Annotated in this window: 11 protein-coding genes; 6 read left to right on the forward strand and 5 right to left on the reverse strand. The window is 71.8% G+C overall.

Annotated elements, in window-relative coordinates; translation table 11 throughout:
• Positions 1-30: 30 nt before the first annotated feature.
• The gene (locus OG406_RS23115; RefSeq protein WP_443067101.1) at positions 31-1,782 is read right to left on the reverse strand and encodes an IclR family transcriptional regulator domain-containing protein; all 1,752 of its coding nucleotides are present in this window, start codon (positions 1,780-1,782) and stop codon (positions 31-33) included.
• A gap of 644 nt (positions 1,783-2,426) precedes the next feature.
• The gene (locus tag OG406_RS23120; protein ID WP_266847951.1) at positions 2,427-3,701 is read right to left on the reverse strand and encodes a M6 family metalloprotease domain-containing protein; all 1,275 of its coding nucleotides are present in this window, start codon (positions 3,699-3,701) and stop codon (positions 2,427-2,429) included.
• Positions 3,702-4,292: 591 nt separating this feature from the next.
• On the opposite strand from OG406_RS23120, the gene OG406_RS23125 reads away from it, so the two are divergent.
• Positions 4,293-4,940 carry a TetR/AcrR family transcriptional regulator gene (locus OG406_RS23125; RefSeq protein ID WP_164374056.1) on the forward strand — a complete coding sequence of 216 codons (648 nt, stop codon included), beginning with the start codon at positions 4,293-4,295 and terminating at the stop codon, positions 4,938-4,940.
• A gap of 286 nt (positions 4,941-5,226) precedes the next feature.
• Positions 5,227-6,771: an MFS transporter gene (locus tag OG406_RS23130; RefSeq protein WP_267051078.1), complete on the forward strand. Its 1,545-nt coding sequence runs from the start codon at positions 5,227-5,229 to the stop codon at positions 6,769-6,771.
• A 148-nt stretch (positions 6,772-6,919) separates the two neighbouring features.
• Here the strand turns inward: OG406_RS23130 and OG406_RS23135 are convergent, their stop codons facing one another.
• Complete coding sequence (locus OG406_RS23135; RefSeq protein ID WP_267051077.1) at positions 6,920-7,429, reverse strand: MarR family winged helix-turn-helix transcriptional regulator; 510 nt, start codon at positions 7,427-7,429, stop codon at positions 6,920-6,922.
• A 142-nt stretch (positions 7,430-7,571) separates the two neighbouring features.
• Between OG406_RS23135 and OG406_RS23140 the strand changes: the two genes are divergently transcribed.
• Entirely contained in the window at positions 7,572-8,378 is an 807-nt protein-coding gene (locus OG406_RS23140; protein WP_266614455.1) for a dioxygenase family protein, read from the forward strand.
• 106 nt (positions 8,379-8,484) lie between these two features.
• On the opposite strand, the gene OG406_RS23145 is transcribed toward OG406_RS23140, so the two are convergent.
• Complete coding sequence (locus OG406_RS23145; protein WP_164374052.1) at positions 8,485-9,009, reverse strand: GNAT family N-acetyltransferase; 525 nt, start codon at positions 9,007-9,009, stop codon at positions 8,485-8,487.
• 168 nt (positions 9,010-9,177) lie between these two features.
• Here OG406_RS23145 and OG406_RS23150 point away from each other — a divergent pair, with 168 nt between their 5' ends.
• Both OG406_RS23150 and OG406_RS23155 read left to right on the forward strand, forming a co-directional pair.
• Positions 9,178-10,176 (forward strand): sigma-70 family RNA polymerase sigma factor, encoded by a 999-nt coding sequence (locus OG406_RS23150; RefSeq protein ID WP_164374051.1) that lies wholly within the window; start codon positions 9,178-9,180, stop codon positions 10,174-10,176.
• A gap of 638 nt (positions 10,177-10,814) precedes the next feature.
• Positions 10,815-11,480, forward strand: coding sequence for a TetR family transcriptional regulator (locus OG406_RS23155; RefSeq protein WP_327411067.1), 666 nt, complete (start codon positions 10,815-10,817; stop codon positions 11,478-11,480).
• A 43-nt stretch (positions 11,481-11,523) separates the two neighbouring features.
• On the opposite strand, the gene OG406_RS23160 is transcribed toward OG406_RS23155, so the two are convergent.
• A complete protein-coding gene (locus OG406_RS23160; protein WP_081217791.1) occupies positions 11,524-12,498 on the reverse strand; it encodes a helix-turn-helix transcriptional regulator in 975 nt (324 codons plus the stop codon).
• 62 nt (positions 12,499-12,560) lie between these two features.
• On the opposite strand from OG406_RS23160, the gene OG406_RS23165 reads away from it, so the two are divergent.
• Positions 12,561-14,114: an MFS transporter gene (locus OG406_RS23165; protein WP_329187543.1), complete on the forward strand. Its 1,554-nt coding sequence runs from the start codon at positions 12,561-12,563 to the stop codon at positions 14,112-14,114.
• Positions 14,115-14,180 lie beyond the last annotated feature (66 nt).

A 14,180-nucleotide genomic window follows, 5' to 3' on the forward strand; every position in this document is an offset into this window, starting at 1 on the left:
ATCTTCACGCCACCGGGCCGCGAGGGCCCGCTAGTTCAGCGGAACCCGCCGGAAGGATCCCGCGATGCGCAGGTCCTGCTCGACGCGTGTCGCCGTCGCGTGCAGGTCGGGCAGGACATCGCGGACGCACGACTCCGCCGTACGGCGGGTGCTGTGCATCGCGACGTTCACCGCGGCCACGACCCGCCCGTCGCGGTCCCGCACCGGAACGGCGATGGACCGCAGCCCCTGCTCCAACTCGCCTTCCACCAGCGCGTATCCGGCCTCCCGTACGCGGTCGAGTTCCGCTCTGAGGCGCTCCGGGTCCGTGATGGTCCGCGGGGTCAGGGGGCCCAACTCCGTTGGCAGCGGAGCCTGTCCCTCCGGAAGATCGGCCAGAATCACGCGGCCCAGCGCGGTGGCGTACGCGGGCAGGCGGGTGCCGACGGTGATGTTGACGCTCATGACGCGACTGGTCGAGACCCGGCCGGTGTACTGGATCTCGTCACCCGCCAGCACCGCCAGGGACACCGAGTCGTGCAGCCGTTCGGAGAGCTCGCTCAGGTGGGGTGCCGCGATCTCGGGGAGCGTGGTCCGGGAGAGCGGCGGATAGCCGAGGCCCAGCACGCGCGGCGTGAGCCGGAAGACGCGGTCGTGCGCGGTGACGTATCCGAGGTGTTCCAGCGTGATCAGGGCGCGGCGGGCGGTCGCGCGGGCGAGTCCCGTCGCCTGGGCCACCGCGGTGAGGGTGAGTTCGGTGCGGCCCTCGCCGAACGCGGTGATGACGGTCAGCCCGCGGGCCAGCGACTCGACGAACTCCCGCCCCAGTTCGTGCTTGGAGGCGCTGGTCCAGTCGGCGAGACCCGAGGGTGCCGGCCGGCCCGGGGCGGTGTGCCCCGCGCGGTCGGGGAGCGGGGTCGGGCGTTCCGTCGTCAACTCCCGTTCCATGGCGGCCACCGCGGTCCGCAGGCGGGGCAGCAGGGTCTCGCGCAGATCGGCCGCGCTGTGCCGGCTGGTGTGGCTCACCACGTTCACCACGCAGGCGATCCGGCCTCCGTCGCGCACCGGCATCGAGACGGCGACCAGCCCCGGTTCGATCAGCTGGTCGTCCGAGGCCCAGCCCAGCCGGCCCGCCTCGGCCGCCCGTTCCTCGAAGTCGTCCCCCACCGCGGGGAGTCGGTTCGCCGGGGGAGTGCCCGAGGTGCCCTTCTCGGCGCGGGGCGCCCCACCGTCGCCCCCGTCCGGCCTCCGTGCCCCCTCCGGGTACGCCCTCCCCGCCCCTTCCGCGTAGGGCCCGGCGTTCTCCTCGACGTACGGCCTGCTGCGGGCCGGTACGGCGGGGAAGCCGCGGTCCTCCGGGTCGGTCGCCCGGCGCCGGCGCCAGTGCGTCCACTCCTCCTCGTTCCACTCGGACGCGAACAACGGTCCCGGGGCGGTGCGTTCGGCGGGGAGCAGGTCGCCGATGCGGAAGCTGAGGGACATCGCGCGGCGCCGGGTCGCCTGGTGGATGAAGCGGATGCCGTCGCGGTCCCCGACGGCGAGGGACACCGACTCGTCCAGCTCGTCGGCGAGCGCGTCGGCGTGCGCACCCAGCAGGCGGGGGAGCCGGAGGGCGGCGAGGTAGGCGTTGCCGAGTTCCATCAGCCGGGGGGTCAGGACCGCGTCGCGGCCGTCGAGGCGTACGTATCCCATGCGGGCGAGCGTCGCGGTGATCCGGTCGACGGTGGACCGGGCGAGGCCGGTCGAGCGTTCCAGGGCGCTCAGGCTGGACGACCCGTCCGCCGAGGTCAGCCGCCGCAGCACCGCGATCCCCCGGATCAGCGGGGTGACCGCCTCCGCGGGAACACCGTCTTCCCGGGGATTGCCGGCCTCCCCAGGGCCACCGGCTCCTCCGGAAACAACTGCCGCCCCGGGGTCACTGCCAGTCCCGGGAGCAACTGCATCCCCAAGGCCACCGGCTTCTCCGGGAACGCGGGCCTCCCCTGAGCCACCGCCACCCCCGGCAACACCCGCCTCCCCGAAGACACCGGCCGCCCCGGAAGCACTTGCCCCCCGGGAGAGCCCGGCCGCCCCTCGGACCTTCGCCGGGGTGTCCGCGGAAGCGTCCGCCGGGCCGCCGGGTCCGCCCGCCGAGGGGACCACCGGAGCGGGAGTGCTCCCCGGAACGGGAACCTCCAGGGAGGCGTCCGGCGGCGTGGCACAAGGCGGCGTCCCACGAGGCGGTGTCGCACGCGGCGGCGTGGTGTTCGACGGGGTGGCGTTCGATGACATGGGCTCTCCGTTGCGGCTCTCGGAAGAGTCACCGTGTGGCGGATCTCAGACGAGCCACGGTAGTGCGTGCCCGGCCGGCGGGGCAGGCCGGCCGCTCCCGGGCCCGGCTGCCGGGTCTGCCGCGCGCGCCCGTCCCGACGGGCCCGCGGCGGCTCGTCCGGCCGTCGGCGGTGACGTCAGCGGCGCGTCACGTACACCCGATACTTCCCCTCGGTGTCCGCGTCCGCGACCCGGACGGTGAGTCCGGCCTTCGTGTCCTTGAACGTCTCACCGGGGGAGAAGGGCGCGTCGGAGAGCTCGGCGTGCACGTTGGGGGAGCGGGTGCAGCCGCCGCTGTCGCGGTGCGCGTCGGTCACCGTGACCGGCCCGTTCCCGGTGTCCACGTCCGTGTCGACCTTGTAGACGAGGATGCCGGGGCTGCAGACGGCGGAGTCGTTGCCGGCGCGGGTGCGCAGTTCGAGGACGTACCCGCTCTTCGGGCCGAGGGGGACGATGACGAGCTTGGCGCCGCCGCGCCGCTCCAGCGGGGTCAGCTCGTACTCGGTGGTGCCGGGCGCCGCCGCGCAGCGGATCTGGGAGTCGTCGAGCCAGCCGAGCTTCCACTTGTGCCAGCCCAGGAGGTCGTTGTCGGCCCCCCAGTCCTCGCTCATGATGTCCCAGTGCCCGACGGCCCCGCCGCCGGCCTGCGTGTAGAGGTCGGGCAGGCCGAAGGTGTGGCCGTTCTCGTGCGGCAGGACGCGATAGCCGGTGTCGGCGTAGGAACCGGAGCCGTCGTCCTGGCGGCTGTAGACGAAGGACGCGTTGGAGACCGGGACGCCGTCCGCGACCGGCGCCTCGGTGTTGCCGGCGAACGTCACGGACAGCACGGTGTCCAGGGCGGAGGGTCCGGCGTTGGGGGTGACCAGCACGTTCAGGATGTCGTACGAGCGGAAGTCGACCTCGGGGTCGGCCGCGGCCACGATGTCCTGGACCAGTTCGCGGTATCCGGGGTCGAAGGGCGCGCCGCGTTCTATGCCGTAGTCCTTGAACGCCTTGGGCATCCGCAGCCAGTGCCGGATGGGGGCTTCGGGGCGGTAGTCGAGGCGGCCGTAGGAGCCGGTGCGGAACCACTCCTGCGTCTTGGGGAAGAACTCGCCGTACCGGTCGAGCGCGCTGCCCTTGCCGGGCGCGTCGGAGAAGTCGACCATCAGCGTCAGTGCGCGGACCGTACCGGTGGAGCGGGCGTAGCCGGGGGCCGTCGGGATGCCTTCGCCCATCTGGATGCCCGCCGGACCGTTGATCATGCAGGGGCCCAGTGCCGTGGATCGGGCCAGCGGCACGGAGCCCGCCGTCGCCGAGCCCGCCGTCAGGCGCCCGCTGACCGCCGAGGTGCTGACGGCCAGGGTCAGCACGGTCACGGTGGCGAGGGCGGCCAGACGGCGCGGGCGTATCCGGCGGCTGGACGGCTGCATACGGGGGCCCTTCGCTCCGCGGCAGTCGCCGGTGTCCGACTGCGCCCTTTCGATCACCCTGAGTGGGCGACGCGCCGGGCGCGCGCTGGACGAGCCCGATCGGGTTCATCCCTCGGGCGGGCTTCGAAAGGGGCGGGGGCTGGGCCGATGGGGTGCTATCCGGCGGGGCTGGAGCCCCGATTCCGGCCCTGGTCCCCTCCTGCCCCGGCGGCCGAAGGCCCCCGGCGCCCCGAGACCCTGGCGTCCCAAGACCCCGGCGCCCCAAGACCCCGGCGCTCGAAGACCCCGGAAGCGGGCCGGGGAGCCCTGGAAGCAGGCCACAGAGGCCCGGAAGCGGGGCCGGGGAGGGCTGAAATCGGGCCTCGGAGGCCCCGAAAGAGGGCCACGGAGGCCCCGGCAGTGGGCCAGGGAGGGCCAGGTCTCCGGAGCCGTCGGCGACACCCTCCCCCAATGTGACCCAGGTCACATCATCTTCTTCGCTCCGGCGGAAATAACCGGGGATCGTTTCCCCGTTTAGCTCTACGTCCGAGCGAAACGGGGACCGAATCCCCGGATCGCGATCCGACACCGAGAAGCTTCGAGGAGTACACCGTGCAGACCGCACCCCCCGTGCAGCGCAAAGTGTCCAGGCCCCGCGCCGATGCTCTGCGCAACCGGGAGCGGATCGTCGCGGCCGCCCGGGAGATGTTCGTCGAGTTCGGGGCCGAGGTGCCCTTCGACGAGATCGCCCGCCGGGCCGGCGTCGGCAACGCCACGGTGTACCGCAACTTCCCCGACCGTGACGCTCTCGCCCGCGAGGTCGTCTGCTCGGTGATGGACCGCACCTCGGAGTGGGTCGAGGAAGCGCTGGCCCGGGGCGGCGACGCCTTCGAGTCGCTGAGCGGCTTCGTGCACTTCGCCGCCGACGAGCGGATCGGCGCCCTGTGCCCGATGCTCGCCGAGGGCTTCGACCAGCACCACCCCGACCTGGTCGCCGCGCGCGACCGGATCACCGAACTGATCGAGCGGCTGATGGCCCGCGCCCGCGAGGCCGGACAGCTGCGCCCCGACGTCGAGCTGGGCGATCTCATGATCGCCGTCAGTCAGCTCACCAGGCCGCTGCCGGGCACCGCGTGCCAGGGCATCGACCGCTTCGTGCACCGTCATCTGCAGCTGTTCCTGGACGGTATGCGGGCTCCGGCCCGTTCCGAACTGCCCGGAGTGGCCGCCACCGTGGAGGAACTGCGACGAGGCTGCTGACCGCCGGGACCCGGCGCGCGACCCGCGCCCGTATCCGCCCTCGGCCCTCGTGACCCGAACCCGAACCTGACACCGCCCTCGACCACACAACCGACCGCGCGACGCCCGCGCCCACCGCGTCCTCATCACGCGCGAAGGGCACCAGGCGCTCGGCACCGGGCACCGGCCCGCGTGACGAGCCGTGCCGCGCATCCGGCCGTCACCGTCGACGAGCCGTCCCTCCTTGCCGGTCTCGCCGGTTTTTCAATGGATTTTTTCGCTACGAAGTCCCGGAGTGGGTACCCCCATGTCTGAAACAGCAACGACCAAAGCAGCCCCGGACCAGGAGTCCGACGCGCACAGCAATCGCTGGAAAGCGCTCGTCTTCATCGCGCTCGCCCAGCTGATGGTGGTGCTCGACGCGACGATCGTGAACATCGCGCTTCCCTCCGCCCAGCAGGACCTCGGTATCACCGACGGCAACCGGCAGTGGGTCGTCACGGCCTACGCCCTCGCCTTCGGCGGTCTCCTGCTCTTCGGCGGCCGGATCGCCGACCTCTGGGGCCGCAAGCGCGCCTTCGTCGTCGGCCTCGTCGGCTTCGCCCTCGCCTCCGCCCTCGGCGGCGCGTCCCAGAGCGGCGCGATGATGTTCGGCGCCCGCGCCCTGCAGGGTGTCTTCGGCGCGCTGCTCGCGCCCGCCGCCCTCTCGCTCCTCGCCGTCATGTTCACCGACGCCAAGGAGCGCGCCAAGGCGTTCGGCATCTACGGTGCGATCGCCGGTGGCGGTGGCGCCGTCGGCTTCATCCTCGGCGGTGTCCTCACCGAGTACATGAACTGGCGCTGGACCTTCTTCGTCAACATCCCCTTCGCGATCGTCGCGGCCGCGGGCGCGTACTTCGTCATCCGTGAGCCCAAGGGCGGCCGCAACCGTTCGCCGCTCGACATCCCGGGCGTCGTCCTGTCCACCCTCGGACTGGTCTCCCTGGTCTACGGCTTCACCCGCGCCGAGTCCGACGGCTGGAGCGACTCCGTGACGCTCGGCCTGTTCGTGGCCGCCGCCCTGCTGCTGGCCGCGTTCGTCTACACCGAGTCCAAGGTCAAGGCCCCGCTGCTGCCGCTGCGCGTCCTCACCGAGCGCAACCGCGGTGGCGTCTACCTCTCCCTCGGTCTCGCGATCATCGCGATGTTCGGCACGTTCCTCTTCCTGACCTACTACCTGCAGATCGTGAAGGGCTTCTCGCCCATCTCCACCGGCTTCGCCTTCCTGCCGATGGTCGCGGGCATGATCACGGGTTCCACCCAGATCGGTGCCCGTCTGATGACCCGGGTCGCCCCGCGTCTGCTCATGGGCCCCGGCTTCCTGGTCGCCGCGATCGGCATGCTGCTCCTGACGCAGCTGGAGATCGGCTCCTCGTACTCCACCGTGGTGCTGCCGGGCCTGCTGCTCCTCGGCCTCGGCATGGGTACGGCGTTCATGCCGGCCATGTCGCTCGCCACGTACGGCATCGAGCCGCGTGACGCCGGTGTCGCCTCCGCGATGGTCAACACCTCGCAGCAGGTCGGCGGCGCGATCGGTACGGCCCTGCTGAACACGTTCGCCGCCTCGGCGACGACCGCGTACATCACGGACCACATCGCCGGTGCCACCTCCCCCGCGCAGCAGAAGCTCGTGCAGGCGCAGGGCGCGGTGCACGGCTACAGCATCGCGATCTGGCTGGCCGTCGGCATCCTCGTGCTCGCCGCGGGCATCGCTTTCACCCTCATCAACACCGGCCGTCCGGACGCCAACCTGGTCTCCGGCGCGGGCGAGGGCGCGGAGGACGAGCTGAAGGTGCCCGTCATCGCCCACTGACGGCAACGGCCCGCATCGGCTCACTCCGGGTACATCGGGTACTTCGCGTACGGACGCGGGGTGGGGACGCCTCGTCCGTACGACTCCGGGGACTGCCCCGGCTCCCAGCACAGGGAGCCGGGGCAGTCCCGCGTCCCGGACCGGTCCGCTAGCGGAGCCAGGGCAGGTCCGCGCCCGCGTCCTTCGGCTGGAGCCCCTCGGCGATGATCCGCATCGCCTCGCCGAAGGCCTTCTGCTGGTCCGGGCCGAGCCGGTCGAACAGCGCCTGGCGTACGGCGGCCACATGGCCCGGCGCGGTCCGCCGCAGCACCTCGTAGCCCTCGTCGGTCAGCACCGCGAACTGGCCCCGCTTGTCGGAGGGGCAGTCCTCGCGCCGCACCCAGCCGCTCTTCTCCAGCCGGGCGACCGCGTGCGAGAGGCGGGACCGGGTGATCTTCGCGTTCATGGCCAGCTCGGTCATCCGCAGCCGGCGGCGCGGGGCCTCGGCGAGCTGGACGAGCAGGCCGTAGTAGATGTGCGGCATGCCCGCGTCGCGCTGGAGCTGGCGGTCGAGATGGTCCTCGAGGAGGGTCGTGGCGTGCATGTACGCGCGCCAGATGCGCTGTTCCTCGTCGGTGAGCCAGCGCGGCTGTTCAGCGGGAGAGGATGCCGTGTTCATGTACTCCACTGTACGACCCCTTCTTGAAAATTAAACAAACCGGGCGTAGCCTCGTCGAAGAACTTGAGACTTTAAGCAACTGCTTCAAATATCAAACATCGCGGCCGTACGATCGAACGTGAACCCGCTGGAGGGAGCCACCATGTCCGCCGCCACCGAGGAGCGCCCCGCACCGGAGCGCATGCCCGCCCTCTATCTGAGCCACGGCGCCCCGCCGCTCGCCGACGACGCGGTCTGGCCCGGCCAGCTCGCCGCCTGGTCCGCGGACCTGCCCCGCCCCAAGGCGATCCTCATGGTCTCCGCCCACTGGGAGGAGGCCCCGCTCGCCCTCGGCGCGACGGAGACCGTCCCGCTCGTCTACGACTTCTGGGGCTTCCCCGAGCACTACTACCAGGTGACCTACGCGGCCCCCGGCGCCCCGCGGCTCGCCGAGTCCGTACGGAAACTGCTCCGCGCGCCCGGCACGCCGGTGCAGGACATCCCGGACCGAGGGCTCGACCACGGCGCGTACGTCCCGCTGGTCGAGATGTTCCCGGAGGCCGACATCCCGGTGCTTCAGGTGTCCCTGCCGACGCTCGACCCGGTCCGGCTCTTCGAGATCGGACGCAGGCTCGCGCCGCTGCGCGACGAGGGCGTGCTGATCGTCGGATCCGGCTTCTTCACCCACAACCTCGCGGCGCTGCGGCACACCGGCGGGGGAGTGCCCACCTGGTCGAGCGAGTTCGACGACTGGGGGCACCGGGCCCTGGAGGCCGGTGACGTGGACGCGCTGCTCGACTTCGAGCGCAAGTCCCCGGCGGGCCGGCTCGCCCACCCGCGCACCGAGCACTTCGCCCCGCTCTTCGTGACCATGGGCGCGGCGGACGCGGCCGGCGAACTGGACGGGCAGCGGTCCGTGATCGACGGCTTCTGGCTGGGAATGGCGAAGCGGTCGGTTCAGTTCGGCTGAGCGTGCGCGATGCAGGGAGTGCCCCGGTCGTCCGGACGGCCGGGGCCGTGCTCGGCCCCGGCCCGGTGTCACCAGGCCAGGTGCCGGGCCGAGGCCGGGGCCGGTGCTACGGGGTGAGGTCCTTCTCGTACCAGGCGACGTCCCAGTAGCGGCCGAACTTGCGGCCGACCTCGCGGTAGGTGCCCACGTGATGGAACCCGAAGCGTTCGTGCAGCCGCACGGACGCTTCGTTGGGCGGCACGATCCCGGCGTAGGCCCGGTGCACGTCCTCGGCCGCGAGCGCGGCGAACAGGGACGTGTACAGGAGCGTGCCGACACCGCGCCCCCCGGCGTCCGGGGCGACGTACACGGTGACCTCGACCGAGGTCTCGTACGCGGGCTTCACCCGGAAGGCGCTGGACGTGGCGTACCCCAGGATCGCCGGTGAATCGGTGTCCGTGGCAACCATCAGGCGGTGCCGTCCGTCTTCAGGGTGGGAGAGCAACCACGGCCGACGCTCCTCCGGCGTGAAGGCGACCGTGTCGAACGTGACGGGCGTCTCGCGCACGTAGTGGTTGTAGAGGCCGGTGAGGGCGTCGAGGTCGGCGGCGACTCCTGGCCTGACCTGCACCTCTGTACGTTCCGACGGCATCAGCCCTCCCGTGTGGTGCGACAGGGTACTGCATGATCAGAAAAATCAAGGGGCGCCTTGGGAATTCTGTCCTGATTCCAGTCGTTGTTTCCTTCGGATGCCGGGCACCCGGAATGGTGAACGGAAGTCCAGGACCACCCGCAAGCCCACCATCGCAAGGGAGCACGCATGGCAACCCGTGCCGTCGCCCGTCGTAAGTCCGCCACCGGCGAGACCACCGACGCGGCACGCAGTGTTCGCGCCGTTGGCGGCGAGATCGCCGATCGCGACCTGGTCGGCATGTACCTCGACGAGATCGCGCGTACACCGCTGCTCGACGCCGCCAAGGAAGTCGAGCTGTCCCAGGTCATCGAGGCGGGTGTGTTCGCGCAGCAGATCCTCGACGGCGAGGCGGAGGCCAAGGCGGACGCCTCGCGCGAGGAGCTGGAGGCGCTCGTCGCCGACAGCGAGCGCGCGAAGGACGTCTTCATCCGCTCGAACCTCCGCCTGGTCGTCGCCGTGGCGCGCCGTTACCCGCGCAGCGGCCTCCCCCTGCTCGACCTGATCCAGGAGGGGAACGCCGGCCTGGTGCGCGCGGTCGAGAAGTTCGACTACCGCAAGGGCTTCAAGTTCTCCACGTACGCCACCTGGTGGATCCGGCAGGCCATCACCCGTTCCATAGCCGACCAGTCGCGCACGATCCGCCTCCCCGTCCACCTGGTCGAGGAGCTGGGCCGGATCCGCCGCGTCCAGCGCGAGTTCAACCGTGAGAACGGCCGGGAGCCGGAGCACGCGGAGATCGCCAAGGAGCTCGACTCGACGCCGGAGCGCGTGGGCGACGTCCTGGACTGGGCCCGCGACCCGGTCTCGCTCAACATGGCGGTGGACGACGACGGCGACACCCAGTTCGGTGACCTCCTGGAGGACACCTCCGCCGTGTCCCCCGAGCAGTCCGTCCTGACCCTGCTGCGCAGCGAGGAGCTGGACGACCTGATCGGCCGCCTCGACCAGCGCACGGCCTCCATCATCAAGATGCGGTACGGCATCGAGGACGGCCGGGAGCGCACGCTGACCGAGGTCGGCAAGGAACACGGACTGACCCGCGAGCGCATCCGCCAGATCGAGAAGCACGCCCTGCTCGAACTGAAGAAGCTCGCGCGGGACACCGGATTCGACGCGGCGGCGTGACCCGTGCGAGGGTGCGGGACGTGTCCGTGACGAGCGGGCGAGCGACGTGAGTGCGCCGTACGGGTTCACTCGCGGACGGGGTACGAGACCCCGCTCGCCCGGTTCGCGCAGGGGCACGCGTGCCACGTTGGCCACAAGTCGACCAGACATGGCCATGTAAGACCGCTTCAAGCTGCTGGGCTCAGGGAACAAGACTTCTGGGCCCAGGGTTCAGGGCTCCGTCCGGGCGGACGTGACCCGCCCCCGAGAACCGAGTCCCGACGCACACCCCCCCCCGCGCCGGGACTCTTCCAGAGCCGGGCTCCGGCGCCTTCCCCCCCCTGGCGCCGGGGCCCGGCTCCATTTTTCGTGGGGGCGGTCCCGGCGAGCGATGCTTCGAGCCGGGACCGGCGGGTGCCTGATCCGGTGCCTGATCGGATTGCGGGCAGGACGGGGACGGGCCACCCCGGACCTGAACCCCGGGGTGACCCGGATGGCAGATTCTGCCACAGCGGCATAGCCTGCCGTTCGTGAGCGGTAGTGAACGTGAGGCACGCACCCCGACCGGCCGAACGGGCCCCGACACCGCCTCCGACCCCGCCGGGCGTGCGGCCGTGGACGGCCCCTCGCTCGTCGAGCGGCGCAAGGCGGCCACCCGTATGGAGATCGCCCGGGCCGCCGCGGGTCTTTTCATGCGCAACGGACTGCGGGCCACCCGCGCGGAGGACATCGCCCGCGCGGCCGGAATCGCACCCCGCACCTTCTATCGCTACTTCGCGGCCAAGGAGGAGTCGCTCGGCCCCCTCTTCGCCGCCGGAGCCCAGCGCTGGGCCGAGGCGGTCCGCGACGCACCGGCCGGCCTGCCCGTTCCCGAGGCACTCCGGCACGCGGTCGTCTCCACGCTGACCCCCGGCGTCGGCGTCCGGTACGAGTCCCTCGACTGGGTCCGCTCCCTGCTGAGGCTGGCCGAGGCGAACCCGGCCCTGCTGCGGGTCTGGGGCGAGGCGTGCCAGACGGCGGAGCGGACGCTCGCGACGGTACTGGCGGCGAGGACGGCGGGGGAGCCCACCGGCACCGGGACTCCTGGAGAGGGGCCCCGCCCGATGGAAGCCGGGGGTTCCGGTGCGCCCGGGATTCCGGCGGTCGCCGACCTGGACGCCGGACTGCGGTTCACGGCCGCCGTGGCCAGCGCCGCCGTCCGCGTGGCCGTCGAGGCCTGGGCGGCGGGCGACGCCACCTCCGACGGACCGGCCGGCCCGGTCGCTCTCGCCCTGCGCAACCTCGAAGCGCTGGACGGCTTCCCGTGGAGCATGCGCACGGGATGAGGAGCGGGTGGGACAGCCGCCTCCACGGCCGACGCCCAGGGCGTCAGTCCCCGGCGCCGCCCGCCGCGCGACGCAGACGGGCACCCAAGTCCCGTACGTAGTGCACCAGTTCTCCGGGCTCGTGGACCGTGAACTCGCAGTCGACCATCGCTATCCGCACCGCCAGCCACTCCACGGAGTCGCCGGAGGAGGCGCGGAGCCGGCAGCTGTGCTCGTCGATCGGTTCGGGGGCGCCGAGCCAGGCGGGCAGACGTGCCGTGACGAAGTCGGCCGGTGCGGCGAAGGTGACGTCGAAGGCGTACGTCTCCTGGCGCCCGTAGACCGACTGGCGCAGGTACTCGGCGGCGCTCCCGGTCGGCAGCTCGCGCGGCGTGAACCGGGCGCCGGTCGCGACGGGTTCGGTGACCCGGTCGACGCGGAAGGTCCGCCAGTCCTCGCGGTCGAGGTCGTACGCCACGAGGTACCAGCGGCGGCCGGTGGACACCAGCCGGTACGGCTCGGTCAGCCGCCGCGACGGGGTTCCGTCCCCCGAGCGGTAGGCGAACCGCAGCCGCTCCCGGCCCGCCACGCTCGACGCCATCACGGTCAGCGTCTCCGGCGCGATACTGGCGCCGTCACCACTGGTCAGCGGTGTCGTCGCGGCCTGGAGCGTGGACACGCGGTGCCGCAGCCGGGACGGCAGGACCTGCTCCAGCTTGGCGAGCGCCCGGACGGACGCCTCGTCCACACCCTCGACCGCGTGACCGGCGCCGGCCCGCAGACCCACCGCGATCGCCACCGCCTCCTCGTCGTCGAGGACGAGCGGCGGCATCGCCTTGCCCGCGACCAGCCGGTATCCGCCGTCGGCCCCCTTGCTCGCCTGCACCGGATAACCCAGCTCGCGCAGCCGGTCGATGTCACGGCGGACCGTGCGCCGGGACACCCCGAGCCGCTCGGACAGCTCGCCGCCGGGCCATTCACGGGGTGTCTGGAGGAGGGAGAGGAGCTGGAGGAGTCGCGCCGGGGTGTCCGTCGTCATGCCCTCCAGGGTGCCGCACCACTAGGACACGATCTGACCTAATGGGGGCCTAGCTTGACCGCATGACCTCTTCCACCGAGTCCTCTGCGACAGAGACCTCAGACCTTCCCGGCGGCCCGGCCGCCGGTACCGCGGCCGACCGGCGGCGCTGGTTCGCCCTCGCCATCGTGATGACCGCGGCCTTCATGGACCTGGTCGACGTCACGATCGTCAACATCGCGATCCCGTCGATCCAGCGGGACGAGGGCGCCACGTTCAGCCAGATCCAGTGGATCACCGCCGGATACGCGCTGGCCTTCGCGGCGGGGCTCATCACCGGTGGGCGGCTCGGTGACATCCACGGCCGCAAGCGGCTCTTCCTCCTCGGCATAGCGGGCTTCACCGTCGCGTCCGCGCTGTGCGGCTTCGCGGTGAACCCGGAGATGCTCGTCGCCTCGCGCATCCTCCAGGGCGCCATGGCCGCGATGATGGTGCCGCAGGTGCTGTCGATCGTGCACGCCACCTTCCCCGCGCACGAACGCGGCAAGGTCTTCGGCCTGTTCGGCGCGATCGTCGGCCTCGGTGCCGTCTCGGGTCCCCTCCTCGGCGCCCTGCTCACCGAGTGGAACCTGTTCGGCCTGGAATGGCGGCCGATCTTCCTCATCAACCTGCCCGTCGGCATCGTCGCGCTGATCCTCGGCCGTCGCTTCATCAGCGAGTCCAAGGCCCCGCGCGCCCTCAAGCTGGACCTGGTCGGCGTCGCCCTCGTCACCCTCGCTCTGCTGATGCTGCTGTACCCGCTGACCCGCGGCCGTGAGCTGGGCTGGCCGCTGTGGGGGTACCTGTCGATGGCCGGCTCCGCCCTCGTGTTCGCGGCGCTGGTGGCCTTCGAGAAGCGGAAGGCGGCGCGGGACGGTTCGCCGCTCGTCGAGCTGTCGCTGTTCAAGGTGAAGAGCTTCGCGGCGGGCATCGCCGTGCAGACCGTCTTCGGTATCGCGCTCGGCATCTTCTTCCTGGTCTGGACGCTGTACATGCAGGTGGGCCTCGGCTGGACCGCGCTGCGGGCGGGGCTCACCGGAGTGCCGTTCTCGATCGCGGTCTCGGCCGCGGCGGGCATGTCCGTGCAGCTCCTCGTCCCGCGCTTCGGACGCAAGGTGCTCCAGGCCGGCGCCCTGCTCATGGCGCTCGGCGTCCTGCTCTACATCTGGGAGTCCGACCGGTACGGCATGGACATCGCCTCCTGGCAGATGGCCCTTCCGCTGGTCGTCATGGGCGCGGGCATGGGCTTCATCGTCGCCCCGCTGACGGACGCCGTGCTCTCCGACGTCCCGCGCGAGCACGCGGGCTCGGCATCGGGTCTGATCAACACCGTGCAGCAGATGGGCAACGCGCTCGGCCTCGGCCTGGTCTCGGTCGTCTTCTTCGGCGAGATCAGCGACCACCTGACCCGCTCCCAGGTGGGTCCCGCCTTCGTGAACGCCTTCCAGCACGCGCTGGGCTGGGTCGCCGGGGTCCTGGTCGTCATCTTCCTGGTGATGTTCGCGCTGCCCAAGAAGCCCGCCCAGCATGTGGAGGGTGTGGAGGACGCGGTCGTGACCGGGGAGACCGACCCGAAGCAGCCCGAACTCGTCGGCTGAGCCGACCGAGCGGGTCCGAGTGGGCCGACCTCCATGTCGACCGCCCGAAGGGGCCCGGCGCTTCAT

The sequence above is a fragment of the Streptomyces sp. NBC_01428 genome (assembly GCF_036231965.1).
Lineage (GTDB): Bacteria > Actinomycetota > Actinomycetes > Streptomycetales > Streptomycetaceae > Streptomyces.

Bases quoted from the DNA above. Each gene is read 5' to 3' on its own strand.
- OG406_RS23120 (WP_266847951.1), bottom strand. From the start codon at position 3,701: ATGCAGCCGTCCAGCCGCCGGATACGCCCGCGCCGTCTGGCCGCCCTC.
- OG406_RS23130 (WP_267051078.1), top strand. From the start codon at position 5,227: ATGTCTGAAACAGCAACGACCAAAGCAGCCCCGGACCAGGAGTCCGAC.
- OG406_RS23135 (WP_267051077.1), bottom strand. From the start codon at position 7,429: ATGAACACGGCATCCTCTCCCGCTGAACAGCCGCGCTGGCTCACCGAC.
- OG406_RS23140 (WP_266614455.1), top strand. From the start codon at position 7,572: ATGTCCGCCGCCACCGAGGAGCGCCCCGCACCGGAGCGCATGCCCGCC.
- OG406_RS23145 (WP_164374052.1), bottom strand. From the start codon at position 9,009: ATGCCGTCGGAACGTACAGAGGTGCAGGTCAGGCCAGGAGTCGCCGCC.
- OG406_RS23150 (WP_164374051.1), top strand. From the start codon at position 9,178: ATGGCAACCCGTGCCGTCGCCCGTCGTAAGTCCGCCACCGGCGAGACC.
- OG406_RS23155 (WP_327411067.1), top strand. From the start codon at position 10,815: ATGGAGATCGCCCGGGCCGCCGCGGGTCTTTTCATGCGCAACGGACTG.
- OG406_RS23160 (WP_081217791.1), bottom strand. From the start codon at position 12,498: ATGACGACGGACACCCCGGCGCGACTCCTCCAGCTCCTCTCCCTCCTC.
- OG406_RS23165 (WP_329187543.1), top strand. From the start codon at position 12,561: ATGACCTCTTCCACCGAGTCCTCTGCGACAGAGACCTCAGACCTTCCC.